Origin of the sequence: Brevibacillus brevis NBRC 100599, from assembly GCF_000010165.1 — a bacterium.
Classification (GTDB): Bacteria; Bacillota; Bacilli; order Brevibacillales; family Brevibacillaceae; genus Brevibacillus; species Brevibacillus brevis_D.
In genome coordinates, this window is sequence record NC_012491.1 from 4,235,980 (window position 1) to 4,260,839 (window position 24,860).

A 24,860-nucleotide genomic window follows, 5' to 3' on the forward strand; every position below is an offset into this window, starting at 1 on the left:
GGATTGCTCACCTTGAAATGGTATGCCATCTTTGTAGAATCCGGTAAAGAAGAAGTCGTTCAAAAGTACCTCAGACTCTATTTTAATGAGCAGTCTTTAAAATCCATTGTGCCGAAGAGATTGGTGCCTGAGAAAAAGTCAGGCATCGTGTATAACGTCCTGAAGAATTTTTTTCCTGGATATGTACTTATTCAGACTGAAATGACTAACGAAATGTTCCATAAAATCAAAAAAATTCCTAGAAGCTTGCGTTTGGTCAATAACGGTAGTTACTATTCGCAAGACGAAGGCGCTTATTATTCGAGCATTGAAGAAAAAGAAATCACCCCGATACTCCAACTCATGGGAAACGGTGAGGTTGTCGATTATTCAAAAGTATATCTGGAAAATTCAAAGGTGATCGTAGAATCTGGTCCTCTCAAAGGACTGGAAGGCATTATCAAAAAGGTGGACAAGCACAAAAACAGGGCTAAAATATTTTTAACCTTCATGGGAGTAGAGAAAACCATTGATGTGGGAATTGAAATTCTCTCAAAACCTTTGTAATTGGGGAGCGTCGCGTACGCGCCCCTTTTTATTTTTTTCATACAAGCACGCATTCCGTCGTAAAAACATAGGCTCATGGTAAGTAACATTCAAATAGGATTGACCTGTTTTCATTTGGGAGGGACAAACAAAAGTTCGATGCACGATCTTACAAGTGTTTGTTCCTTATTCTTGTTTGGAAAGGAATTTGTCTACATGGTTTTCTCGGACGAAGACAACATGTTTACTAGTCAGGCTGCCATTTTCCTTGCAGCCATGAGCTATCAGACTTATCTACTATTTTTTAAAGGCGAGCTTATCTTACCCAAAGGTTTTCAACTCCGATACACCATTCGAGCTTCTGCTGACGTAGAGAATCCAACTGAACATATGTATGGCTTTGTAGCAGAATCAAAAGATCAAATCATCATTGCCTTCAGAGGGTACGCAGCCTATCCGGCAGACCTTTTAGCAGCCTATGACATCCTACAAATTACCTATCCTTTTGTTACAGATGCAGGGAAAACCTCACGTGGATTTACTTGCCTGTATCAGTCAACACGCGATCGATTACTCAGAAAAATAAATCAGTTTTCGGAATCAAAAAAGCTGATTATCACTGGACACAACTACGGTGGCGCTCTGGCTGTGCTGGCAGCTTTAGATATAGCAGTAAACACGCCGTTTAGACACCCAATTGTTTATACCTATGGCAGTCCGCGTATTGGTGACCCCCACTTCGCTTCACGGTTCAATAAAGTCGTTCTAAATAGCCTGCGGATTGTCAATGTTCACGACCCTTTTCCTACCTTCCCCGACCAAAAATATCCACCTCCTTTTACCCAGGAAGGTATCTATTATCAACATGTAAAAAACAAGTTTCCGATCTCGTTTCAACTGAATAATACGCCTCGCAACGATAGTATTGCCTGCTATTTTCATAGCCTCACTCAGTTTGACCCTGATTACGCCCAAACACTCTGTGTGGAAAATCCGGGGTTTTGTCCAGATCCAGATACGTGTATTCCGTTTCAAGGCAAATGCTAGCTTTTACAGCCTTGAAACCGAGAAAGGGAGACACATGAATGATCGATCGTATTTATAACAGTGAAGATGCGATTTTACTTGCGGCCATGATCCATCAGGCCTATCAGCTTTTTGAAACAGATTCACTTGTCTTGCCACAAGGGTATCGTCAGCGCTCTGCGATTCGAGCATTGGCTGGTGTCGAGACGCCGGAGCCCGAGGTATTTGGTTTTGTAGCCGAGTCACCAGACAGTATCGTTGTTGCTCTTCGGGGAACACGCACGTTTAACGACAATGAGTCAGATCAGGATTTGTATCAAGTCCCCTATCATTTTGTCAGAAAGGCCGGAAAGACCCACCGTGGGTTTACTTGCATTTACCAATCCGCGCGAGATGAATTGATTCGGGAGTTGAGCAAGCTCTCTAGATCGAAAAGACTATTTGTTGCGGGGCACAGTTTAGGGGGAGGGTTGGCCACACTTGCCGGCTTGGATATTGCCGTGAATACGAAGTTTACGCGACCTTTTGTGTATACGTATGGGAGCCCTCGTGTCGGAGATCCTGTCTTTGCTTCGCGGTTTAATGAGACTGTAAAGAACAGTGTTCGGATCGTGAATGTTCATGATATTATTCCGACTTTGCCCTCCAAGGTGTACCCTCCTCCGTTTACGAAAAAAGGGTTGTACTACCAGCATGTCGATCGGAAGCATTTGTTGGATTTTCAGTTGAATAGCTTAGCTGTAAGGAATCATGAAATTGTTTGTTATTTTAAGTTTCTGGCGCAGGAGGACCCTGGATTTACGGAGAGGTTGTGCGTGGAGAATGAGGGGTTTTGTCCAGATACGGGGATGTGTGTGCCGTTTTTAGGGGGATGTTGATTCCATTGAATCACTCTCTTTTTTATGTCCTGTTTGTCACGCCGGGCGAGTAATCCCTGAAAAAACTTATTGATAATCATTTTCATCGAGGCTATAATGGTTATAATTTCCAAATATTTACTTTCGCTCATGAATGAGCAAAAAAGGAGGCATTATGATTATGAAAAAAGTCATTTTAGCTGGGGCATTAGGGATTGCAGTACTTTCGGGTGTATCTTTGCCAGGAGTGGAAGTCTCAAAAGCTAGCGCAGCAACAACGGCTTTAGACATGCAAGAGGTTACGAAATACTATTCTTTGAGTTCATACGAAGTGACGCAAAAAGAATCTTTTTCGCTGAAAAAGGGAGAAGAACTTACGATTTTTGTAAACAATTCAGGATTCCCGATCTCTTATACAGTCTTTGATGCGGATAACCAAGTGATTGGTACATACCAAGCGAATTCACCTTACGGCCGCGTCTTTCAAGCAAAAAAAGACGGCAATATTTCTGTCCAATTTCAAGCTGGAGCGAATTCTTCCTATATGAAAAAAATGAATTTTACAGCTAAATTCGCTATTTCCAAGCTTCATTAAGCGTTAAGAAAAAGGGGCTGTCTCAAAAGTCGATTTTCCGACTAAACGACAGTCCCCTTTGATTCAAAAAAAATAAGAAAACCCCTTGTCTACCAAGGGGTTGAGATAATTGGTAACGCTCTGAAAGAAGCAGTCTATAAGTTCTATACCATCTCTTACTAAAGTTAGGATTCACAAAAACTCAGTGAGGCAACCAGTTTTCCCCCTTCGATATGAAGATCGAGTGAGAAATGGTCTGTGTCATTCATTGCTTCTTATTTCTTTAATTCTTCTGGAATTTCAGGTTTTCCCACGAAACCGAAGGATGCTGTAGATACTGCCAGTACTGCAACAAATGAAGCAATTGCTGAAACATGTTTCGCTACGAACATCATCGCTTTATTTTTCATCTTTTCCACCTCCTTTCAGTGGAATTAGCGTCAATGCTTGCACAAAGAAGGTCTTAACCAGTGTCTCGCTTTCTATGAAAAATAATAAACTAACGATGAGAATTGAGATGATCTTGAGGAGCAAAGTCTGATTCTGTTTGAATAGTCGTGATTGCATTTCCATATCTTGTGGAGCAAAAAGTGCTACTAGAACTACTGTGATGATAATAATCGGGGTGATAAAATCAGTAGGAAGGGTAATGAGAGGGATGAATACCGCTCCCGAAATACTTGTTATGGTGCAGTAGACAGACGATGAATAGTGAAATCCTCCTGAAAATTGGCGTAGTACTAAAAATCCGGCCAATGTGAGTAATGTTCCTTGAAATGTCCCTATGATGAGGGAAAGGGTAAGGCTAATCGTAATGATGAGCAGCATGTTGATAATAAGGATTAGCCCAAATTTCATGGTAGGAACTGACTTCGTTTCATGTGGATTGATCGACTTTAGTTGTATGGCTATTCTTTCAGCAAGAGTTTCAATCATATTCCCCATCCCTTTTTATAGCCAACCATGCCAGTATTGTGATTCCGATTGCCATCCCAAAGAAAATCCACACTAGGGAACCAATTCCATATGTACTTGCTAATTTAAACAAGACCGTTATCAATACACCTGTTACAATGATTAGTGATAAAATCACCATGTTGACTCTGTGGTAAAGAGAGAAAGGCGCTCCGTCTCTGACGAATGTAAATTGCAGTCTACATTTCCGAAGCCCGTAGCATAATGCAAAGGTGAGTACTGCGGAGATTGTCTGGAATATGAACCCAGTGTTGATGGTTCGATCCCCTAACGATTCAATTGTCTCTAAGGTTCCTATGACAGTCAGGAAAAACACTTCCACCATCTGAATCCCCAAGTAGATTCCTGATGTTATCATTGTCATTAAGGCAGCCTGTCCCCAATTCACGTTCCATACCAGGATTAATGCCCCAAAGATTATGACGACTTGGGCTATGGTTGCGTAGTCTCCATATGGCGTAAATTGGCGTAGCCCAAACGAGAAAAGCATTAATACCAAACTCACAAAAAGAATCCGGTTGATATGCACCAAAAAACCAAACCGGAATAGCGTAGTCATAAGAGCAAAGATTGCAAGGTATTCCAATGTCGAGAATAGGACAAACAGCATGGAACTTTTTCACCTCAATTACTTATATGAGGGTTATATTCTACTAGAAACGACAGATTCCTTCTTTAATTTACCAGATTTGACATTTTAGAGACCGTATACTTTACAAAAATTCGTTTTCAAGACCTAAGACATTATTATGCTGCGCTTCTTCTTATTCAAGGTGTTAATTCTTAAGTGGTAAGTTAAAGATTAGGACATGCAACCATCTGATTGGCTCAATGCTCTTAGTCCTTTCAAAATAGTGAACCCAAAACAAAAACTGCCTGGCATTTACCTGGGCAGCTTTTCATCGTACATAGCTTAAGTAAAGAGTGTTTTTCGATCCACTTTTAAAAAACGTCTACATCAGATATGTCAACCTGTTAGATAACCTCAACAAATTTACTACTTGTATGAGGAATTGACACCATACTGGGTATTCCTCAGGAGAGAAAAGCCCCATTATTAGTAAACTTCGCAATCAATTCTTAATCGTAGCTTACCAGTCTTTTTCCTATTAAATCCTCGGCATTATAGTCTCCAGGCTCTAATTGAAGAGTTATGGATTCTAAGGGACTAATGTATTCCCGCCCATTAACCAATGCAACTCCTTTTACATTATAAGACTTTGAAATATCGGTTTCGTCATGAAGAACTTTACCCTTAAGATCGCCATTGGGCTTTCCATCGATAGCGACTATATTGGCAACCTTGATAAAGAAAGCAGTTTTTACCTCAATTGAAAACATATTCTCGCCTCCTCAATTCCCTAGTTCATCAAATTGTTGTCTCAAATCTCTCAATCTTTTAATTGTATCCCTTGTTTCAATATTAGGAATGCCGTAACCTTTTCTGTATTTTATTAGTTTTTCGGCAGCTTCAATTTCTACGGTCAGTACTGTTCTTGGCGTTTGGTCGGGTATTTTCCCTGCTCTATATTGCGCAGTATGAATAAACTCTTCAAATACCGCAGAAGTCGTTGGATTCTGCCTTAATTGTATTGTTTTCTCATTCCAAGTGACAGCCTCTGCCCCACGGTAATCTAAATACTTATTGCCTCTTCTGACTGGTCAATTATTCCCCCCTGTTTTTCAAATGCCTTTTTCATCCTATCAAATTTTACTGGATCTATAGAACTAGTGGGATCCCCGACACTTCTTGTAAGACCTACACCTGTCCTCTTCTTTCCTTTTCTTGCAGCGTCTACTAAATCCTTAATGTTTTTACTTCTGCCCAGCGTAAGTGCACTCAAGACAAGTCCACCAATTGCAATTCCATCCGCAAGATCAACTTTACCATCCCGCAACGTATCTAAGTCTTCTTGCATTGGCTCGATAAAGCCTTCCTTCACGAACATCTCAATACCCTTTGGTAAATCCTCTGCTGCCTTTTTCAAACCTTTTGGTAGATCATTAGCAGCTTTCTCCAATGCCCCTGGCAGTTCACTTGCCGCTTTTTGCATCGCGGCTGGAACGTCTCCCAGCATCGAGATTCCTTTGACGAAACTATCCCACATGCCGGGCTTTTCGCAAGCTGGTCCTTGTCCAAAACCAGCAGTAGACGACTCGCTATTTGTTGACGACTGATTTCCTATCGTCACACCACCCAAATCCTGCCCGTCATCTTCTATCTTGATCTGCCCACAATAGAAACACATATTTGTTGATTTATTAAGCAATGCAGGATGGCCACCGACCATTTTGTCCGCTTTCCCATCTATCCATGGCATTGTTTTCAGAGGTATGCACGGCATTGGCGTAAGTACACCGTTGTTAGCTGCCGTGGCTGAAGCGACTGTGGGATTTTGTAAGCTGCTGCACTTTCCAAAGGGCATGATATTTACATTTGGAACAAAATCCATGATGTTCATTTGCGGTTTTCCTTTTACAAAAACACCATGGCTGAATGGCATTTTCAGCCGACACTGTTTACTTCCGCTGCTGCAAGATAAAATAGCTCCCACAACCACGTAGCTCTTGCGTTCCGCACTTGATTGTTGGATGTTGATACCTTCAATATTGGGCATTCAGTCTCCTCCTCTCTGTAAAGGATTCAATACAGATGGAAGACTCATGGTGATCGATATGCTAGATATCCAATCTATATGTAAAAAGGAAATAATACCCACATTTTGAGGTATCGGATGTAGAATGGTTACGAGCGATAGGTATAAAGTTACAAATACACCTTTATGTACAAAAAAAACACCTTATTCGGTTTTGAGTCTGCCCTGCTCGATATACCTGCAACATGGATTTAAATAAACGAATATGGCCATGTGGTGCCAAAAATGCAAAAAGAAGCTTCCGACAACTTCGAGAAAGCTGAATGCTTTTATTGAATCAAGGTGAAAAAGAATCAAGCGGCAACCTCTTGGGGTTATGTAATCAGGAAGGATGGTTGAGGGCATAAAAAAACCTTGTTTCTCAAAGGTTTTACAAATGTTTTTATAAGTAGATACTCGAAAACATCCCAGTTCCTTTCGTCTCAAGCAACAAAATAATAAATAGACCGTGATCGGCCTATTTTCTCTTCACCTGACAAAAGCTTTCGGTTAAAGCTTTTGATGGACACACTCTGCTTATTTGACAATTACTTTGATGGTTTTGAGATAAACTCCGTACTGGTCATATTGATACAGATAATCCGTTCCCCTAGACAATCCTGCCACCAATTTATACTCAAAGGTGCCTTTATCATAATCGAGCCAGACATGCTTTCCCTCCTTTAATGCATACGAGTAGCCCGGGTACGTTTCCAAGTAAATCACTTGAGCCATGCCGATTTCGATGAGTTCGATCTCCTGCTGTTCTACCATAGCTTCACCATTCTTTTCCTGTGCCAAGCTAACTCCCTGCGAGCTAAATAGTACAGAAGTTATGAGAGCTGCATGTAATACAGTTGTGAATCGGTTCATTAACTAATACCTTCCTGTATGGGATTTATTGTAAATTGCGTAAGATTATAATCCATACGTTATATATTTTCAATTCCGACTATTCGGTAGGCCTTTCTGAAAATGCAAAAATACCGTCCGTAGACGGCTGGTGATTAACTTTCTATGCTATTACTATACACCGGGAAAAGCGTCTCATTACACCGATCTACGTTTTCGGGATGACTCGAATGATTTTACAAGGCATTAACAAGGAACATGAGTGAAACAATAGCTTTTCTGGAGCCCTGCACCGATGAAAGAGAAGCGGTTTTAATAAATGCTGATCAATATGTCATGCCCCTTGGCAAGGCTTTGTTCATGAAAATGAGTAAACTGGTTGAGTTCCGTTATAAGTTCTGCGAAACGTTCCTCAGCTTCATCGTCCACCCAAATATCTGGATAAATCTGTTTCGCTCTAAAATCCGCTGGCTTGTATTGTTGCTGCAAGACGGTCCTATCCATAGAATGAAGAGCTTCTAAAATGCGAAGAAGCTCATCAGAGCCAATGACGCTTACGAATTCTTCAGTATCCAGGACGTGGCCTCCGACAATAGCCTCACTTTATGGGTGGTGGTCCTCAATCGGCTGTGAGGTTGAGGTCCCTGTTAGCAAATAATGCAATCTGTCCCACACTTACATTTCTTTTCTTTTATAGCAAATGTCCCCGCTAGATTCTACATAGTCCACAATCACAGCATACGTTTTTGCAGCCATCTCTTTAATGTTAAGTAAAGTATCCCATCGCCATGGTATTAATCATCGTCTGTATCCATGTTAATAAAATGAAATTACATTTTTTGTCTACATATGCACATTTGATTTTTCATGTGTATTTCTCCGAATCTTATATTTTATCCCAATCATTACCTTTCGAATCAGTGTTTGTATTTTTTTATTTAATATAAGATCAACAGACTGTCATGGGGCAACAGTCTGTTGATTCTCCTTGAATCTGCTATCCTATCTAATCCAAATATATGTGGAGGTCACGTTCTCTTTTGCTTGAAATACGCCTGTATTTCCTGAAGCTATGGTATTGCTGTTTTTATCATACGCAACAACGGAAATAATGAAATTCTTTCCTACATAAAGATCCCCAGTGGTAAAATCACTAGTTGCACGTCTATTTCTTTCATACACGTAACTATCAGTAAGATTTGTAACAGATACTTCGTAAGTTTCTGCGTTGGGAACATCATTCCAATCTACATACATTCTCACATAGGATGCCAGAGCTTTGTTAGATGCAGAAATTTTTGTAGAGACTGTGGTCGTTGGAGCTTGCTGTGCTTCTTTTGCAAATGCAGGAACTGCTGAAGTCATAATTGCCAATGCTGCAATACCAGTGATTAACTTCTTCATTCTTACCACTCCCACTTTTTCTTTGTGCCCGAAATCATTTTCGATTTGGGCAATTTCAATATACATTAATTACCATATATTGTAAATAATTTCGTTCATTACAGTTTCTTAGTACGAAATAAAACAAACTGGGATTCGGTTTATAAAAAGAAAAGACTGCATTCGGCAGCCTTCTTACATTCATATATGAACCATCCATCATCAACAGATTTAGCAAGGCAAGTACATACAAATTAAGATTTCATATGACTTCCTTAATACCACATATGTTCTAATAGAAGTATAGTGTATTTAATTAAGGTAAAATCATCATTTACTTCAAGCAGTCCTTTCCAAATCGGAGCATTGTGCTTATGTTCTATCGAGTTCTTATATAATTTCGCTAAAAATTGCCTTATTCCATTAGCAACTTCTGGTTCTCGATCTGACATTAACGTAGACCGGAGAAAATCCTTAGTCAAAATTAATACTTTCTCATCCTGACCACCATCATAATTTTGTTCAACAACTTCAAAATAAATCGATAGTTCTGTCCAGTCTATGCCTTCAAACTGCATTACAGCCTCCCAAAACACTTTTAATCATTTCCCGCTCGCGTTCTATATTGAAAGCAGTTCTTTAATGGCTCTCTTATAGCGTAGCAGTCGCTCATGGTCTTTCTCAGTTGGCTCTGGAATCCTTGACAAATCACTATTGTCCTCTAAGTCACCCAACTTCACTAACCTTGCGATTGGATTTTGCTTTGTTCTTCCGACGAATTCCATATATGTTTCGTCATCATTTCTAGTCAAAGCAATAACTGCCGCAATGATTTCCTCAGAGAACCCTTCGTTTCGAAGCTCTCCCACTGTAACATCTGTATCCTCAAGCACATCGTGTAAAACAGCTGATATCATAGTTTCTACAGTCGACATCTTTAACATGATTCGCAAAGGGTGGAGTATATATGGGTTGCCACCCTTATCGACTTGTCCAGCATGAGCTTGTGTTGCAATCACAATTGCTTTTTCTAATGTACTCATTTGCATTCCCCTTCCTCATGAATTCCCCAATTTAAAAGGAATCATCTCAAATATCCTTACTTGGTTCAGTAAGCAATAGTCCTCGCCTAACGCCTACCTGTTCATTCTTAGCCCCATTACGTTGGAGCAGCTCAATCAGTTTTTTATCCTTTATTTCCATTGCTGTTTTGAGTGGTGATTGTTCGTAGTTATCTTTCTTGTTCGGGTCAGCCTTATTAAGAAGTAAGTAATCTACGACTTCATATTGTTTTTCAATAACAGCACCTAAGAGGGCAGTCCTTCCGTCACTATTAGTTACATTGGGATCGATATTTTTCTCAATGTGGAACTTCACTTTGTTCAGATCGCCGCTTCTTGCTGACTTAATAAACTCCTGAGGATTAAAAGACTCATCATAAACGCTGTTAAAATTAGGTACATCTTTAGCGATACCACCAGTTAACTTATAGAAAAAAACTCCAAATATAAACAGAAATACACTTAAGAATATATAGCGTTTTTTCATAACTGGCACCTCGATGCTATTTTTTCATAATAACCTATTCGACTAGATATTTAGAAAACCTGTTACATAGTAGCAACAGGTTTCAGATTCAAACAATTATTTATACCAATTTCCATTGTACACTTTTTTATAGTCAGAGGATTGCACTTTACTTTCAGCCAAAATCAAGAATGGCTTTGCTTGTTTAAATGCATCCTCTTGATCATCCATATAGGAATAGTATCTGCCATAATAATTATTGTTCCAATCCATTACATTGGAATCATCAACAACCCTCTTAAGTCTGCTGACCATTCCGCAGCAAAACAGTTCGATAACATTTTACTGCCAAAACAGAATCATAGTAGTCGCGAGACTGTATGACCCCCATATTCCCCCGATGTAAGTATTCCGTCCCCAATCCGTCCCCAGTATAGGTAGCAACGAAGAAAATTAAAGGGAAGTAAAATAAGAAAAACCCTTGATTACCAAGGGTTTCAGCAGTTATTCTATGGTGATCCGGACTGGGTTCGAACCAGCGACCCCCACCCTGTCAAGATGGTGCTCTCCCAACTGAGCTACCGGATCATGGAATATGTGTGTGATCGTTTAATGGTGGGCCCTGTAGGACTCGAACCTACGACCAATCGGTTATGAGCCGACCGCTCTGACCAACTGAGCTAAGGGCCCGAATCGTATCGGACGTCGATCACATTTATTACTATACAGCATCGTAAAATGGATTTCAAGAGGAAATGAATAATTTCTTGTAAAAATTTTCACTCGTACCAAAAGAACACTAAGAAACCCAGTGAAATCAGGCTTGTTTTCCCTTGTAAAAAGCCATTCCCCACCGCTGCTGCCCACATCCCCCTACAAAACAGGGAGATCACCTACCTGATGGCATCACTTCTTACATGGCTGCATCAAGCATATGAGCTACACCAGTGGAGAATTGACTCTGTCAGACAAAAAAGATCCAATAAAGCTAACAACAACAAACAAGATAATTAGGTAACGATTGAATCAAACACCCTCATCCCAACCCTAACCTACCTCGCCTGCTCCGTCCCTTTCGCTTTCTCCTCGACACGCAGCTCGGCTTTCTATTGCTTCGACGCCTCATTTTGTGCCAACTCGGCCTCCTGCTCATCTCTCATCCGATGGGCCATGCGGCTAGACGCATTGGCCGCCACACTCGCCACGAGGTCGTCCAAAAACGTGTGAACACGTCCCTCTCCCGACTTGGTATCAAGCCTTTTAATCACCCCGACCTTGTGCTTATCCAAATGCCCAAAGGTGGTCACCGCGATACTTCCATATCCAAATACGGAGCCTAGCGCCAATGTTTCGTCGCATCCGAATAGTCCTTCATCTGACGCAATGATGGATTGGAGCGGCTCGGACAAGAGGCCTTTCTCTGCTAACGTATCCAACTCAACGCCAACCAGGATGGCGTGCTGCATTTCCCTTTTTTCCAAGACCGCTTTCACGCTCTCGATGCACTGCGCCATTGTGAGATCTGGATGGTACGGCGACTGCATGAGATAGACGATCTCTGCGATATCATCCAACGTCACTCCGCGTTCTGCCAAACGTGCGAGAGCAGCGTTTCTGACTTCGATGCTGTGTACTTGCTTCTTCATATAAGAGACAACCCCTTCCACAAATCGAGTGAAGTCGTTTTCCTACCATAGTATCACACACGAGCCAAATTGCGACAATCTTTCGCCCAATGCCGAACTCTACACCCAAACTATTGGGCATGCCCGCTCGCTCCTGTATAATAATGAACAGGAATATCCCAATAAGGAGGACAACGCAGTGGCCCTTGAGGAAATCATCTTGGAAAGCCGGCATTTGGGGACGCCGGAAAAGCTGATTGTCTACACACCCCAACGCTACTCGCCACTCTACTCGTATCCAGTCCTCTACGTACAGGACGGGGAAGATTACTTGGCGATGGGTAGAATGGCTTCTTTGCTTGATCAATTAAATGGGGACAAAGAATTGCCTGATATCATCGCTGTCTTTCTCCCTGTCGAGAAAAGCAGACGGAACGACCGTTATCATCCGGATGGTAAGGAGCACATGGCCTACCGACGCTTCCTCGCCGAAGAGGTAGTGAGCTATGTCGATACGCATTACTCCACACATCCTTTGGGAAACGCACGAACACTTCTTGGCGAATCTTTGGGCGGGGTTGTCTCTCTATTCACTGCGCTTAACTATCCACATACGTTTGGACAAGTTGCCTGCCAGTCGATTGCCATGGACGCAAAGCTAAATCGTCTGGTAGCGGACGCTGACTTTTCCGTGCCACAAACCATTTATTTGGAAATTGGGACGGAGGAAACGGCAGTAAGCACGGGGCGTGGCACATTGAATCTTCTTGCGGCCAATGAGGAATTGCGCGAGATTTTGGGCACGAAAAAAGCCACCCTCATTTATGAAACGTTTGAGGGTGACCATACGTGGGGCCACTGGCAGCGCAATCTACCGCGTATGCTAAAGACGCTTTACGGGTAAACTTACCGTGGCTGTTCTTCTTGTGGACCTTCATCCTTGATCGTCGATACGAGAGCCTCTTCGAATTCTCCTTTTCGGATCGCAGTCAAGATCGTGAAGGTCAGCACAGACAGTAGAAGCAGGACGAGAAAAATGAATGTGATCATCATAGCCGTATGCATGCCATGCGGCACCTCCTTGCACTACACAGTCTTTCCTTTGGCGCAAGGAATATACGGACCCACGCTTAACATTACACAAATGAAGAATTTTCTGTTAAAATAATATCTTGTAGAGCATGATAGATAGTAAGGAGGAGTGGTTCTGATGATGTACAGTATCGTAATATTCCCATCTAGCAAAGTGCAAGAAGTAGCCAACTCTTACCGGAAACGTTATGACCCGGGCTATGCTTTGGTTCCTCCGTATATCCGTTTGAAGGAAGCCTTTGAGCTGGACGAAGCGAAGCTGCCTGAGCTGGTGAGCCATCTGGAGCAGGTTGCCTCCTCTACTGACAGTTTTTCGGCTCATTTCCATCGGGTATCTTCTTTCCACCCTACCACCAATGTGATCTATTTGGCTGTGCAAAACAAAGAACCATTTAACGAACTGCATCAAAAGATTGCCAATCAGTGTGTGAATGAAAAAGAAACCTACGCATACGTACCGCATCTGACCATCGGGCGTGACCTGTCCGACGATGAGCTGCGTGATGTAACCGGTCAACTAAGCATGGCAAAAATTGACCTAAACAGCGAAATTGATCGCTTCCACTTGGTTTATCAGCTCGAAGATGGCATCTGGAGCGTTTACCAGACTTTCCTTCTCAAAAAATAAACACCCTATCCTCAACCACCAACCCTCCCTGCGTCTCCATCGTAGGGAGGGATATTTTCTAAAAAAGGACGAATACGATGAACCTTCAAACCTACCAGATCCAAAGAGTCACCACGGAACAAGAATTGGCGGATGCCCTGTCGGTACGCCGAATCGTTTTCATCGAGGAACAGGAAGTACCAGAAGAATTGGAAATCGATGAGCATGACACCCTTGATGGCGGGACGATTCATTTTGTGGCCTACCGCGATGGAAAGCCAGTGGGCGCTAGCCGTATCCGCACCTACGCACCTGGAGTGGGAAAAATCGAACGGGTGGCGGTTGCCAAAACAGAACGCGGTACCGGGCTGGGCCGCCAAATCATGCTTGAGATGGAAGAGCTGTCCAAACAACACGGGTATGACAGCCTGAAGCTGAATGCACAGACGCAAGCCCAACGGTTTTATGAAAAGCTCGGCTATGAACCTTTTGGTGACTTATTTGACGATGCAGGTATCGAGCATATTGCGATGGTCAAATCCATTCGCGCATAAGGGAAACTGCGTGCAGCTCCATTCCCTCTTTCAGAAAAACAACCTCGTTTTCGTTATGATCAGCATGCGAAACGAGGTTGTTTTTCATTTGCCCCAGAGAAAAGAATTATTTCACCAATGGTTTCCGGATGGCCTCAATGACGCGATCAAAAGAGTCAGCACCGTAGCCCTCTGCTACTTTCTGTGTGGCCAATGTTAGCAATGGCATTAACCACTCAACAGTGATTCCCTGTTCCTGGCTGGCATGGATGATGTGTTCAAGTCCTAGTTTGTTCGTATTCAAATTGGACACATCTGTCGTGAAGTTTCCTTCATCACGTGCCCGTGCGGCAACCGGATCTGTTAAGAGCGGGGCAATCAAGTGATTTACCCAGTTGGTTGCGTATGGAAGAAACTCTGTTCCTGTTATGTTTGCCGTACTTAATAGGGCATGTGCATGCATGGAGCCATACCAAGCCCCATACATCATGGTAAGCAGCGACAAATCATAGATCAACGGAACACCATAGTCTTCACCGAGATAGGCAGCGTTACCTCCCAACAGTTTCAATGTCGGTTCATATGCTTCAAATAGAGCCTTCGACCCACCGTAGAAAATGAGTGTTTCGGGCAGTCCAATCATTTGAGGGATAGCCATGATCGCTCCATCCAGATATTGCCCACCGTGCTCGCTTACCCACTTGGCTGTCTTGCGTGCATCCTCCGGTGTTCCTGTAGTGAGGTTGACGATGACACGCCCTGATAATTCATTTTCTAAGGGCGCAAGCTGCTCTTGCATGACTTTGTAGGTTGATAAGCAAACAACGACCAAGTTGCTTGCCGCGATTGCCTCTCTCACACTGCCCGCCAGCACTGCTCCCTTCTCAACCAGACCGTTGGCTTTATCTGCTGAACGATTCCAGACAGTCGTTGGATGACCGCCTTTTAGAAAAGCATCCGCGAGTGCTACTCCCATATTGCCAAGGCCAATAACAGTTACAGACGCAGGAATTGATGCTGAATTCACAGGTCGACACTCCATTCGTTTTATTTTTCCAAGCGAGAAGATCCGGCGCTACATGCAAGGTCTACCGCTCTTGATTGCGATTCTATAGCTTTACACTAGTGTGAATGTCAATACAAAAATCAACTCTTCTTGACACTTCACACCCAGTGGAATAACATGGAACCAGAAACATACGATACCGTATCTTTTGAGGTGAACCATGCAATACGTACGTGAAGATTGGATTCGGGCGGGGCTCGATATGTTGGCTGAAGCAGGCATTGACGCTGTTCGTGTGGAGCCTCTTGCCAGAAAACTGAAGATCAGCAAGGGGAGCTTTTATCATCACTTTCCCGATCGTCAAGCACTGTTAGACTCCATGATCGATTATTGGGAGGAGCATGCCACGGAGCGGATCATTCGAGCGCCACACTCGGACAGCATGTCGTTGGAACAGCTTTTGTCGAGCGCTTTTAGTAGCGAGCGAAAAACCGAAGCCGCTATCTACAATTGGGCAAAACAGCATCCTGCCCTTTCCAAACGTCTAGTGGAAATCGAGCAGCGCAGGATCGGTTTCGTAGCCTCCCTGTATGAGAAAAAAGGGCTGGCTCCCGCTGATGCAAAGGCACGCGCTCAACTCGCGTACCTCCTCTATATTGGTTGGCTGGTTCGCCGAGAGCTGGAAACGCCTTTTGATATGTCCGCACCCTTGGAACATTTTATGACCTGGATTTGATTCCCACCTCCCCCTTTCTACCGGACAGATTGTCTCGTGCAGGGGTTTTTTACCCAAAACATACGGATGCGTATCTTCCAAAAAGACCTTACAAATCAATAGGAGGTATTTCTATGACACATGTTTTTCCCATCTCATCTGCTATCTTCTTGGTCATCGTGTCCTTGCTGCATTTTTATTGGGCCTTCGGAGGAAAATGGGGGATCGATTCCGTTATTCCCACAACAGCCGATCATGCACGCCGGACTTTTTCCCCTGGGAAAGGCGGAACGATCATCGTTGCCTGCTTGTTGGCTTGTGCCGGTTACATTTTGCTCGCCCAGAGCGGCTATCTATCACCCGTACTCTCCCCTTCTTTGATTCAATGGGGATGCATGGTCTGTGCTGCTGTATTTGTCCTGCGCGCTGTGGGAGACTTCAACTACATTGGCTTTTTTAAAAAAGTAAAAAATACGAAGTTTGCTCGTCAAGATACGGCATTGTATACTCCTCTTTGCTTGTGGTTAGGGTTATCCTTTCTGCTCGCATTGTTTTGAGCTCACCAAAGACCCTCTTCCCATAAAAGAGAAGAGGGTCGCTTCCATTATGTTTAGATGTATTACGCCTTCCGCTTCTCCGCAATCGCCCGTAGCTGTTCAACAGCATCCATCCCTGCGGTATGAGAGCCAAGCATCGCATGAAACGGCTCCTCTCCACGCCATCCATGGAAATCAGAACCGCCGGTGACAACCATTCCGTATTGCGCTGCCCACTTGCTGTAGCGCATTTTTTGTACCTCATCATTGTCCGGGTGATTGACTTCAATCCCATCCAATCCGAATACAATCAACTCCTGGACGAGCTCATCATCGTCATACAGACCCGGATGAGCCAGCACCGCCACTCCGCCAGCCTCTTTGATCATCGTAATCGCTTCCTGCGGGGTAATGCGTGGAGGATTGACATAAGCCGCTCCCCCTTTGCCCAAGTATTTATCGAAGGCCTCTGCAATCGTTGAAACGACACCCAGCTCCATCAGTTCTTCTGCAATATGCGGTCGCCCGATGTTTTTGTCCGTGCCCTGCTTGCGGCGGTATACCTTTTCCAAGGAAATGTCGATACCGAGTTCCTGTAGCCGTGCGATCAACAGTTGGTTACGCTCATGCCGCGTCTCTCGCAGACGAAAGAGACGCTCTTCAAAAGCTGGGTCTTCATACGGGACAAAATAGCCGAGAACGTGAATATCCTGCCCCTTCCCTACGGAGCTCACTTCCACTCCTGGAATGATTTCCACGCCGAGTGCACGGGCAGCCTCCATTGCTTCTGGAATCCCTGCTACCGTGTCGTGATCCGTGATCGCCAGTGCAGCAAGTCCTGCCTCCTTCGCCAAGCGTACGTTTTCCGCCGGCTCGCAGGTACCGTCTGACGCTTTTGTATGGGTATGCAAATCTGCCATAAGTTCCATTCTCGTCCACCCCTTCTTTTCTTTATTCTACAAGTCTGAATTGGTATTGCCGCACATAGTATGAGACTAAGCTTCGATTCCCAATGGTTGAACCGAGGAGGATGTCCATGCGGTTAAAAAACAAGACCCTTACCGGTGTCGTTCAGCCACTCTCTTATGTTGACAAAATGCTGCGGCAGCAAGGCTTTCATCGTTCAGGCGGGGACAGTATGCTCACGTACGATGTCGTCATGTACGATTCCGCCAGCAGCAGCGCGTATTTTTTGCGCATCCCTACGAACTACACCAGCACAACAACCGGAAAAGGGGAACTGAATGTCAAACTGGGTCATCCGTATTTGGAAGCAAAGTTCTATATGAACACCACGTCCGAAGAAGTTTTTTTCATTCCCAAGGCCGTCCGCGAAGCTGCAGAGCATAAGCTAGCAGAAATCGCCGATTACCTTTCTTCTCCCTCGGCTCCATCCTGAACAGTTCTCCACAACCACCGATTTTGTTCAAACCGGTATGCTACCCTCTTTGTTTTCTGCAGCCCGACCAAGTAACCCATAAACGCCGTCCGAAACAGGACATAGCTCGAAGCATTTTCTATGGCAATGTGTAAACGCTCACACAGGAGAGCTAGCGCTTCTTCTGCTGATCTCTCCTCTACGAAAATGTCGCAGATCACCGAGAAAATCCGCTCATGCCAAGCAATATTTTTATTCACGGCATCATGAGAGGTGGTGGTATATGCTCCGTGCCCAGGCAAGTACCCCTTGTAGTTGGTTGCAAGCAGTTTATGAAGACTGAGTAGGGTCTCATGCGCATCCACAAGAAACGGCAGCTTGTGCTTTTCCAAAACCTCTTCGCCTAAATAACTGTCGGCAGCGAAGCATATCTCGTCACAGACGACACCAACCTGTTGCCAGCTATGCCCCGGCAGAGAAAGGATAGAGAAAGGTACGCCACCAATTTCGATCCCTTCATCCAGTGGAAGGAGGTGGTCCACCCGAGAAGGCTGCGCCAGCAAAAACTTGTTTTTGAGATCCTCAAGTGGGGCTGCACCCATGTTCAAGTAAATGGGCTCAAGTATCGGATTCCGAATGATCGCCTCTTCCAGCGGTGGCGCATAGACCCTTGCTTCGGGCCAGCATCCGAGCAAGTAGGCGTTGCCACCGAAATGGTCGGCATGAGCGTGCGTTTGAATAATGGCACACAAGGGCTGGGCGATAGCGTCCAGTCCTTTCTTGATTTTTTTGGCGGTTTGGGTATCCAGACCAGAATCGATCAGGATCGCTCCATGTTCACTAATGACAAGTCCTATGTTAACATGACCAGGAAAATAACCAACACGCTCCGTTATCATTTGAAATGCTTGTCCAGACAAAACAGTCCCTCATTTCATCCTTTTCCTATTTATTTTCTCCAAAACATCGTCTTCCCCTTCCCTATTCCTATATCTCGTGCTCGTGTTTACATTGTGCCGCGATGAGCGGTCATCCATTTTATGTGAAAAAAGCGGGCCAATGATCGTATACGGTGGCAGAGGTCGTCCGAGTCCACTGAACATATGCGTGGTCGCCGCAATGGAAATGATTGTAAGAAACGAAAAAACCATCCTCTCCATCCCAATGGTCTGAATCGAGCAGAGTACGATCAGCCCATCAATGAGAAAAATCAACAATGCAACGCGCAGCTTGTATCGTCTGGCAAGAAATTGCGCGAACAGGTCTGTCCCACCCGTATTTGTCTCGTAGGCAAGCATCAAGCCGACACCCATTCCGATTAATACACCGCCAGTAACTGCGGAAAAGGAAGTTGACCACAGATTCCAGCCACGCATATCCGAGAGAATGTCTATAAAAAAAGCAGAAATTAGCATGCCGTGAAAGCTGTGAAAAAACAAGCTGCGATCATAAAAAAAGACGATGACATACACAGGGATACTGATCAAAATCATCATGAGACCGGTCGGCATCTGCATGTAATATGTCGCCAACAAACCGATCCCGATCATGCCCCCTTCCATTAGGCGATGCGGAACCAAAAACAGATTGACTCCAACGCCTAGAAGCACGCTTCCTGTGAGAATCGCTACACTTTTTTGCAGCCAGTACATGTCGCTCCCCTCCTTAGACCGTGCTCGTTTATGTTTATGATCAGAAAGAAGCAGGTATGTCCAAGCAATGCTTCAGAATGCGCTGGTTCAAATCGGAACGTTTTGACTGTTCGGTTGACCTATTGGTATACTTACGAGTAACAAGAAAACCTGTAGCTTGGCTCATGAAAAGCATATCCATTGCAGGTTTTAGATCGAATATTTATCCATTTTTGGTCGTACATGTAAAATACCATTATCGTATCGGAGGTGAATTCTCCCCCTTTCGCACTGCGGGAGGCGGAGGTGTGCTTGGAGAGTCCGATAGGGGAGATTACGCTGAATCTGCTGCTCGTGGTATTTTTGGTTCTTCTGAACGGCTTCTTCGTCGCAGCAGAATTCTCGTTGGTAAAAGTTCGCCAAACTCGTCTGACCCAGCTCGTCAGTGAAGGCAATCACAAAAGTGCCCGCTACGCGCAAATAGTCACACGAGAGCTCGACGCCTATTTATCCGCCTGCCAGCTAGGAATTACACTGGCTTCGTTGGGGTTAGGCTGGGTCGGTGAACCTGCCGTCGCCCATTACGTCGCGCCCGTCATAGCATTTTTTCATTTCCCATCTTATTTGGTCGGTCCGACCTCACTTGCGATCGCCTTTGCTATCATCACATTTTTACATATCGTCTTCGGAGAGCTTGCGCCCAAGTCTTTGGCGATTCAAAAAGCGGAGGCCACTTCCCTATGGACTGCCGCACCGCTCATGTTTTTCTACAAGCTGAGCTATCCGCTCATCTGGCTTTTAAATGGAGCAGCCAATTTACTGATCAGACGCCTTGGAATCGAGCCTGCCAACGAAAACGAATCTGCTCATACAGAAGAAGAAATCCGCCTTCTCATGAACCAGAGTCATAAAAGTGGTCACATTGACAAGACCGAAATGGCACTCGTCGACAATGTCTTCGTGTTTTCCGAGCGTCTTGCCCGGGAAATTATGATCCCACGGATTGATATGATTTGCCTCTACGACGACAACACGTTTGACGAAAACCTCGAAATCATGAGAGAGTCTCGCCATTCACGCTTTCCCGTCGCCCATGAGGATAAGGACAGGCTGATTGGCTTTGTGCACATCTCAGATTTTTATCTCTCTGCGCTGACGACAGGGAAAGCAGAGTTAACTGATTTTCTCCGCCCATTATTGACGGTGCCGGAGTCCATGGAAATCAGCCACGTCTTGCGCTTGATGCAAAAGCGCCGTTCCCAGCTTGCCATCGTGATTGACGAATACGGCGGAACAGCAGGGTTGCTAACGATGGAGAACATTTTGGAAGAAATCGTCGGTGACATTCAGGATGAGTTCGATGAAAATGAACGCCCTGAAATTGAAGAAAGCTCCAGCAACACGCTCTCGGTTTCCGGCAAAACTCTCTTGACAGAACTAAATGATTACATATCGATTGAAGTCGTTTCCGACGAAGTCGACACCATTGCCGGCTGGCTCTACAGCCAGTTAAATGAAGAGGTCGCGAAAGGCAAAACCGTCACATTCCAAGGCTATCTTTTTGCGATCAGTGAACTGGAAAACCATCGCATTACACGGGTGAGCATCACGTATTTGGGAGCAGAGGATTCGTCCGCTCTTCCTGGGGACATCGTGTCGCTGCACTCCTAATCGAAAAGAACAACCATAATGGCAAGTGTCCCCTGCCGACAGGGGGCACTTCTTGTTTCCGAGGTGTCCTGATGAACTACGCTTTACTAGACAACAAACCCATCCTGTTGCTACCTGAGAACTACAACCGCATACCGTTTTGGCGCATGTCTGCCCGGCAGGACAAGGTACGCTGTCCAGCCTGTGCATCGGCGCTTCGTCTTCATGCTGGCATCAGCTTTGAGCCGCATTTCTTCCATCCCGAAGGAGCAGAGTGCCCGCTTCTGACGGAAAATGGTCCTGCTCCGCTTGACTCACTGCAAGCGATAAATGAAACGGCAGCCACTGCCTTTCAAGCTGCTTTGGCTGCTACGGCCGCAAAGGATCACAACGACGATAACGCGAAAGAACCACTGGCTTTCTCATCTAAGGAGCACAGCGAGGCATCCATAGACGTAGACGAAGCAAATACAACAACCATCGGCTCCTTTCGCCTTCCGAAAAAGAGAACGATTGGCGCGAGCACGACGCCTCCCCCGCCAGCTCCGAAGCCACCGGTTTTCCGCAAACGCTTGATGCCGAAGAAGACTATCTCTTACATGGCTGAGCAAATGCGCGATCAATCGCTGCACCCGGGACAACAGCAAGCGGTGCACGCTACCGAGGGGCCTTTTCTCATCCTCGCCGGAGCCGGAAGTGGCAAGACGCGCGTCATGACTGCACGCACGACTCACTTGATCTCAGATTTGGGTGTAAAGCCGAATCAAATCATGGTCGTGACCTTTACAACTAAAGCCGCCGATGAAATCCGCCAGCGTATTGCCCGGCAGCTACCCGCTGGACAAGCACGTGAGCTGATTGCCGGAACGTTCCACAGCATCTTTTACCGAATGCTCCTGCATCACCAGCCAGAACGCTGGGATCAGCAGCGCCTTTTGAAAAAGGATTGGCAAAAATGGCGGTTGATGCGCGAGACTGGTGCACTGCTCGGTCATGACGACCTTGCCACGTTAAAAGAAACAGAGATCACCGAAGCACTCGGCATCATCAGCCGTTGGAAAAACGAATACATCCTCCCCCATGAGGTCGCGTATCGGGAAGCAACGAGCGATGCAGAAAAACGGGCGATCCAGCTGTATCCTCTCTACGAGGCCACAAAGAAAAAACATCAATGGTTTGACTTTGACGACATGCTCATTGGCTGCTACGAAATGCTGCGCGATGATCCAGGACTCCTGCGCCGGTATCAGGAACGCCTCACCTATGTGATGGTCGATGAGTTTCAGGATATCAATCGCATTCAGTATGAGACGGTCAAGCTATTAGCCGCTCCGCAAAACAATTTATGTGTCATCGGGGATGATGACCAGTCCATTTACGGGTTTCGTGGCAGTGATCCGCAGTACATCTTGGGCTTCACCAAAGACTTTCCGCAAGCGTCGACATTTACACTCGAGGTCAACTACCGTTCCCATTCGTCGATCGTCAGTCTTGGCTACTCGCTGATCGGTCACAACCGGGAGCGTTGGGCAAAGGAATGTCAGTCCTTTCATCGCGAGGAAGGTGACACGTATTTATTCGAGCCGGAAGACGAAGAAGAGCAAGCTTCCCGGATTGTCGATGAAATTATCCATCGTCGCGAGCAGGGTGCCATTTTGGGTGAATGCGCGATCTTATACCGCACCAATGAATCGGCACGCCCCATTTTGGAGCGCCTGAGCGAAGCCGGGATTCCTTTTCATTACACACAAGAGGAGGAATCCTTTTACCAACGCCAGACGGTTCGCTGGACGCTGAATTATTTGCGGCTCGCGTTAAACCCGGATGACACAGATGCGCTAAAAGAGATATTGTCGACCCTCTACATCTCAGCGGAAATGTGGAATGCCCTGCGCAGCCAAGCCATCATCGAGGACAAGCCGATTCTGCACGTTCTTCCGCATCTGACACAGCTCAAACCGTATCAGCGCAAGCACATGCAGCAAATCAATGAGATACTCACCGCGTGCAAGGATGTTCCACCTGCTCAGGCGTTAGAGCTCATCTATGAGGACGGCAAACTGCGCGATTATCTAAAAAAACGCGCGAAAGACCGGGAAGATGGCAGGGAACGTTGGAGCGATGAGCTGCAGCAAATACTGGCAGCTTCCAAGCGCCATGCGACGATCAGCGATTTTTTGGCTTATATCGATCAAATGACGCGACAAGAAAAAGAGTGGCGCACGATGCGACCACTCCCGGACGAAGCTGTTCATGTTTTAAGCATCCATCGGGCAAAAGGTCTCGAATACGACCACGTCTTCTTGCCCGATCTGGTAGAGGGTGCCCTTCCTCATGAGTACACATTGGATGAGCTGCGAAAAGGCGGCTCTGGTGCGCTTGAAGAAGAACGCCGTCTCTTATACGTCGCGATTACCCGGGCCCGTCACAGCTTGTGTATCGGTATCCCCCGGGAGCGATTCGGACGAAAGACCCGCACCTCCCGCTTCATCGCCGAGATGGGAAGGTAAGTACTGAAAGCCACCGCCCATATAAATCAAGAATTCTTCCATGTTCGTAATCAATGGAAACATAAAAAACAGGCCCCCTTTCACGCATTCATTTTGGAATAGTATGCGAGAAAGCAGGGCCTGTTATTCTTTTTCGGGAAATTTGCTTCTGGTTAGCCGCCCATAATGCTGTAGCCAGCATCGACGTGCAGAATTTCACCCGTGATTCCTCGGGAGAGATTGCTGAACAAGAAGAGAGCGGTGTCGCCTACTTCCGATTGGTCAATCGTACGGCGCAATGGCGCTTTTTCCTCAATTTCCTTCAGCACGGAGTTGAAATTGCGGATTCCTTTTGCGGCAAGCGTACGGATTGGACCAGCAGAGATCGCATTGATACGAATGTTCTCTTTGCCCAGGTCGTTTGCCAAATAACGAACAGAAGCATCAAGCGCAGCTTTGGCTACACCCATCACGTTGTAGTTTTGAATCACGCGCTCACCGCCAAGGTAAGTCAACGTCACGATGCTTCCGCCCTCCGTCATCAACGGACGAGCAGCACGAGCAACTGCTACCAGGGAGAATGCGCTAATGTCCTGTGCCAATGCGTATCCTTCGCGGGAAGTGTTCACATACTCACCTTCGAGCTCTTCCGTTTTCGCAAACGCAATGCAATGCGCTAGGCCATGAATCACGCCCACTTTTTCTTTGATCACAGCAAAAGCTGCTTCGACGTCCTCATCCTTCGTGACATCGCAATTTACCAACAGCGACTCTACTCCCATTTTTTCCGTGAGTGCCGCCACGTTTTCACGCAGACGCTCCCCTTGGTACGTAAAAATCAGATTCGCTCCAGCATTATGTAAGGATTGCGCAATTCCCCAGGCAATACTGCGGTGGTTCGCTACGCCCATGATGACGATGTTCTTTCCTTGCAACAATGTATTCATTATGTATCTGCCCCTTTCCCAACTTATTCCCCTGCATTATAACCGATCTTGTCCATGGATACGAGTGGATAAACGAGAGAGGCAGTGTAAAAAATTTAATCGGTACTTCCGGCCTGATCGGTTAGCGTTGATAGAGCTTTAGAGGAAGCCCACGATTCCTGCAATGGATTCAACGATGTCCCCATGACCGGGAATTCAGTCAGTGACTGCAAATGATCGTCTGTTTGCATTTGTTCTTGATGGTTCATACTGTAAGTCCACACTCCCTTCCTTCAGACTAGACTGGCTAGGAATGG

Annotated in this window: 30 protein-coding genes, 2 tRNA genes and 1 pseudogene; 12 read left to right on the forward strand and 21 right to left on the reverse strand. The window is 45.4% G+C overall.

The features are described from left to right. The first annotated feature begins 12 nt into the window (after window positions 1-12). From loaP to BBR47_RS20000, 4 genes are all read left to right on the forward strand, one after another. Window positions 13-546: an antiterminator LoaP gene (gene loaP, locus BBR47_RS19985; RefSeq protein WP_015892246.1), complete on the forward strand. Its 534-nt coding sequence runs from the start codon at window positions 13-15 to the stop codon at window positions 544-546. Between the two features lie 195 nt (window positions 547-741). After that, a complete protein-coding gene (locus tag BBR47_RS19990) occupies window positions 742-1,572 on the forward strand; it encodes a lipase family protein (protein ID WP_015892247.1) in 831 nt (276 codons plus the stop codon). Between the two features lie 38 nt (window positions 1,573-1,610). Then, on the forward strand, window positions 1,611-2,429 hold the full coding sequence (locus tag BBR47_RS19995; RefSeq protein ID WP_015892248.1) for a lipase family protein: 819 nt from the start codon (window positions 1,611-1,613) through the stop codon (window positions 2,427-2,429). A 160-nt stretch (window positions 2,430-2,589) separates the two neighbouring features. Further along, entirely contained in the window at window positions 2,590-3,003 is a 414-nt protein-coding gene (locus BBR47_RS20000) for a hypothetical protein (protein ID WP_015892249.1), read from the forward strand. 254 nt (window positions 3,004-3,257) lie between these two features. On the opposite strand, the gene BBR47_RS30485 is transcribed toward BBR47_RS20000, so the two are convergent. From BBR47_RS30485 to BBR47_RS20070, 14 genes and pseudogenes are all read right to left on the reverse strand, one after another. Further along, on the reverse strand, window positions 3,258-3,392 hold the full coding sequence (locus BBR47_RS30485) for a cyclic lactone autoinducer peptide (RefSeq protein WP_015892250.1): 135 nt from the start codon (window positions 3,390-3,392) through the stop codon (window positions 3,258-3,260). Next, window positions 3,382-3,918 carry an accessory gene regulator ArgB-like protein gene (locus BBR47_RS20005; protein WP_015892251.1) on the reverse strand — a complete coding sequence of 179 codons (537 nt, stop codon included), beginning with the start codon at window positions 3,916-3,918 and terminating at the stop codon, window positions 3,382-3,384. The genes BBR47_RS30485 and BBR47_RS20005 overlap by 11 nt, the downstream gene beginning before the upstream one ends. Next, window positions 3,911-4,567 carry a hypothetical protein gene (locus BBR47_RS20010; protein ID WP_041749537.1) on the reverse strand — a complete coding sequence of 219 codons (657 nt, stop codon included), beginning with the start codon at window positions 4,565-4,567 and terminating at the stop codon, window positions 3,911-3,913. Before BBR47_RS20010 ends, BBR47_RS20005 begins: the two co-directional genes overlap by 8 nt. A gap of 470 nt (window positions 4,568-5,037) precedes the next feature. Continuing rightward, complete coding sequence (locus BBR47_RS20015; RefSeq protein ID WP_015892253.1) at window positions 5,038-5,298, reverse strand: hypothetical protein; 261 nt, start codon at window positions 5,296-5,298, stop codon at window positions 5,038-5,040. A gap of 860 nt (window positions 5,299-6,158) precedes the next feature. After that, window positions 6,159-6,575: pseudogene (locus tag BBR47_RS30490) on the reverse strand (DUF4280 domain-containing protein); the annotation flags it as partial. A gap of 555 nt (window positions 6,576-7,130) precedes the next feature. Further along, on the reverse strand, window positions 7,131-7,466 hold the full coding sequence (locus BBR47_RS20025) for a hypothetical protein (protein WP_015892255.1): 336 nt from the start codon (window positions 7,464-7,466) through the stop codon (window positions 7,131-7,133). 291 nt (window positions 7,467-7,757) lie between these two features. Beyond that, the gene (locus BBR47_RS31660) at window positions 7,758-8,039 is read right to left on the reverse strand and encodes a DUF1877 family protein (protein WP_269446220.1); all 282 of its coding nucleotides are present in this window, start codon (window positions 8,037-8,039) and stop codon (window positions 7,758-7,760) included. A gap of 408 nt (window positions 8,040-8,447) precedes the next feature. After that, on the reverse strand, window positions 8,448-8,849 hold the full coding sequence (locus BBR47_RS20035; protein WP_015892256.1) for a hypothetical protein: 402 nt from the start codon (window positions 8,847-8,849) through the stop codon (window positions 8,448-8,450). 254 nt (window positions 8,850-9,103) lie between these two features. After that, on the reverse strand, window positions 9,104-9,406 hold the full coding sequence (locus BBR47_RS20040; protein ID WP_041749539.1) for a hypothetical protein: 303 nt from the start codon (window positions 9,404-9,406) through the stop codon (window positions 9,104-9,106). Between the two features lie 42 nt (window positions 9,407-9,448). Continuing rightward, on the reverse strand, window positions 9,449-9,871 hold the full coding sequence (locus BBR47_RS20045) for an HD domain-containing protein (protein ID WP_015892258.1): 423 nt from the start codon (window positions 9,869-9,871) through the stop codon (window positions 9,449-9,451). 46 nt (window positions 9,872-9,917) lie between these two features. Further along, entirely contained in the window at window positions 9,918-10,376 is a 459-nt protein-coding gene (locus BBR47_RS20050; protein ID WP_041749540.1) for an ankyrin repeat domain-containing protein, read from the reverse strand. 491 nt (window positions 10,377-10,867) lie between these two features. Then, window positions 10,868-10,943, reverse strand: a tRNA-Val gene (locus BBR47_RS20060). Between the two features lie 25 nt (window positions 10,944-10,968). Further along, window positions 10,969-11,045 (reverse strand) — tRNA-Ile (locus BBR47_RS20065). 416 nt (window positions 11,046-11,461) lie between these two features. Continuing rightward, on the reverse strand, window positions 11,462-12,001 hold the full coding sequence (locus tag BBR47_RS20070) for a phosphatidylglycerophosphatase A family protein (protein WP_015892261.1): 540 nt from the start codon (window positions 11,999-12,001) through the stop codon (window positions 11,462-11,464). Window positions 12,002-12,179: 178 nt separating this feature from the next. Between BBR47_RS20070 and BBR47_RS20075 the strand changes: the two genes are divergently transcribed. Continuing rightward, window positions 12,180-12,884, forward strand: coding sequence for an alpha/beta hydrolase (locus BBR47_RS20075; RefSeq protein ID WP_015892262.1), 705 nt, complete (start codon window positions 12,180-12,182; stop codon window positions 12,882-12,884). Window positions 12,885-12,886: 2 nt separating this feature from the next. On the opposite strand, the gene BBR47_RS31345 is transcribed toward BBR47_RS20075, so the two are convergent. Further along, window positions 12,887-13,045 (reverse strand): hypothetical protein, encoded by a 159-nt coding sequence (locus BBR47_RS31345; protein ID WP_015892263.1) that lies wholly within the window; start codon window positions 13,043-13,045, stop codon window positions 12,887-12,889. Window positions 13,046-13,190: 145 nt separating this feature from the next. On the opposite strand from BBR47_RS31345, the gene BBR47_RS20080 reads away from it, so the two are divergent. Next, window positions 13,191-13,700: a YjcG family protein gene (locus BBR47_RS20080; RefSeq protein WP_015892264.1), complete on the forward strand. Its 510-nt coding sequence runs from the start codon at window positions 13,191-13,193 to the stop codon at window positions 13,698-13,700. Between the two features lie 77 nt (window positions 13,701-13,777). After that, a complete protein-coding gene (locus BBR47_RS20085) occupies window positions 13,778-14,233 on the forward strand; it encodes a GNAT family N-acetyltransferase (RefSeq protein ID WP_015892265.1) in 456 nt (151 codons plus the stop codon). A gap of 106 nt (window positions 14,234-14,339) precedes the next feature. On the opposite strand, the gene BBR47_RS20090 is transcribed toward BBR47_RS20085, so the two are convergent. Further along, complete coding sequence (locus BBR47_RS20090) at window positions 14,340-15,239, reverse strand: NAD(P)-dependent oxidoreductase (protein ID WP_015892266.1); 900 nt, start codon at window positions 15,237-15,239, stop codon at window positions 14,340-14,342. Between the two features lie 199 nt (window positions 15,240-15,438). Here BBR47_RS20090 and BBR47_RS20095 point away from each other — a divergent pair, with 199 nt between their 5' ends. Both BBR47_RS20095 and BBR47_RS20100 read left to right on the forward strand, forming a co-directional pair. Further along, window positions 15,439-15,954 (forward strand): TetR/AcrR family transcriptional regulator, encoded by a 516-nt coding sequence (locus BBR47_RS20095; protein ID WP_015892267.1) that lies wholly within the window; start codon window positions 15,439-15,441, stop codon window positions 15,952-15,954. Between the two features lie 113 nt (window positions 15,955-16,067). After that, window positions 16,068-16,490 carry a DUF3995 domain-containing protein gene (locus BBR47_RS20100; protein WP_015892268.1) on the forward strand — a complete coding sequence of 141 codons (423 nt, stop codon included), beginning with the start codon at window positions 16,068-16,070 and terminating at the stop codon, window positions 16,488-16,490. Between the two features lie 62 nt (window positions 16,491-16,552). On the opposite strand, the gene BBR47_RS20105 is transcribed toward BBR47_RS20100, so the two are convergent. Beyond that, window positions 16,553-17,398, reverse strand: coding sequence for a PHP domain-containing protein (locus tag BBR47_RS20105; RefSeq protein WP_015892269.1), 846 nt, complete (start codon window positions 17,396-17,398; stop codon window positions 16,553-16,555). A gap of 107 nt (window positions 17,399-17,505) precedes the next feature. Between BBR47_RS20105 and BBR47_RS20110 the strand changes: the two genes are divergently transcribed. Next, window positions 17,506-17,868 carry a hypothetical protein gene (locus BBR47_RS20110; protein ID WP_015892270.1) on the forward strand — a complete coding sequence of 121 codons (363 nt, stop codon included), beginning with the start codon at window positions 17,506-17,508 and terminating at the stop codon, window positions 17,866-17,868. Here BBR47_RS20110 and BBR47_RS20115 read toward each other — a convergent pair. Beyond that, the gene (locus BBR47_RS20115) at window positions 17,838-18,767 is read right to left on the reverse strand and encodes an MBL fold metallo-hydrolase (RefSeq protein ID WP_041749541.1); all 930 of its coding nucleotides are present in this window, start codon (window positions 18,765-18,767) and stop codon (window positions 17,838-17,840) included. The genes BBR47_RS20110 and BBR47_RS20115 overlap by 31 nt on opposite strands. A gap of 9 nt (window positions 18,768-18,776) precedes the next feature. After that, window positions 18,777-19,499 (reverse strand): YitT family protein, encoded by a 723-nt coding sequence (locus BBR47_RS20120; protein ID WP_015892272.1) that lies wholly within the window; start codon window positions 19,497-19,499, stop codon window positions 18,777-18,779. Window positions 19,500-19,784: 285 nt separating this feature from the next. On the opposite strand from BBR47_RS20120, the gene BBR47_RS20125 reads away from it, so the two are divergent. Both BBR47_RS20125 and BBR47_RS20130 read left to right on the forward strand, forming a co-directional pair. After that, on the forward strand, window positions 19,785-21,149 hold the full coding sequence (locus tag BBR47_RS20125) for a hemolysin family protein (protein ID WP_041749542.1): 1,365 nt from the start codon (window positions 19,785-19,787) through the stop codon (window positions 21,147-21,149). 71 nt (window positions 21,150-21,220) lie between these two features. After that, the gene (locus BBR47_RS20130) at window positions 21,221-23,638 is read left to right on the forward strand and encodes a UvrD-helicase domain-containing protein (protein ID WP_015892274.1); all 2,418 of its coding nucleotides are present in this window, start codon (window positions 21,221-21,223) and stop codon (window positions 23,636-23,638) included. A 152-nt stretch (window positions 23,639-23,790) separates the two neighbouring features. On the opposite strand, the gene fabI is transcribed toward BBR47_RS20130, so the two are convergent. Both fabI and BBR47_RS31350 read right to left on the reverse strand, forming a co-directional pair. Further along, window positions 23,791-24,564, reverse strand: a complete 774-nt coding sequence (gene fabI / locus BBR47_RS20135) for an enoyl-ACP reductase FabI (protein ID WP_015892275.1) — start codon at window positions 24,562-24,564, stop codon at window positions 23,791-23,793. 95 nt (window positions 24,565-24,659) lie between these two features. After that, complete coding sequence (locus BBR47_RS31350) at window positions 24,660-24,812, reverse strand: hypothetical protein (protein WP_015892276.1); 153 nt, start codon at window positions 24,810-24,812, stop codon at window positions 24,660-24,662. Window positions 24,813-24,860: the final 48 nt, after the last annotated feature.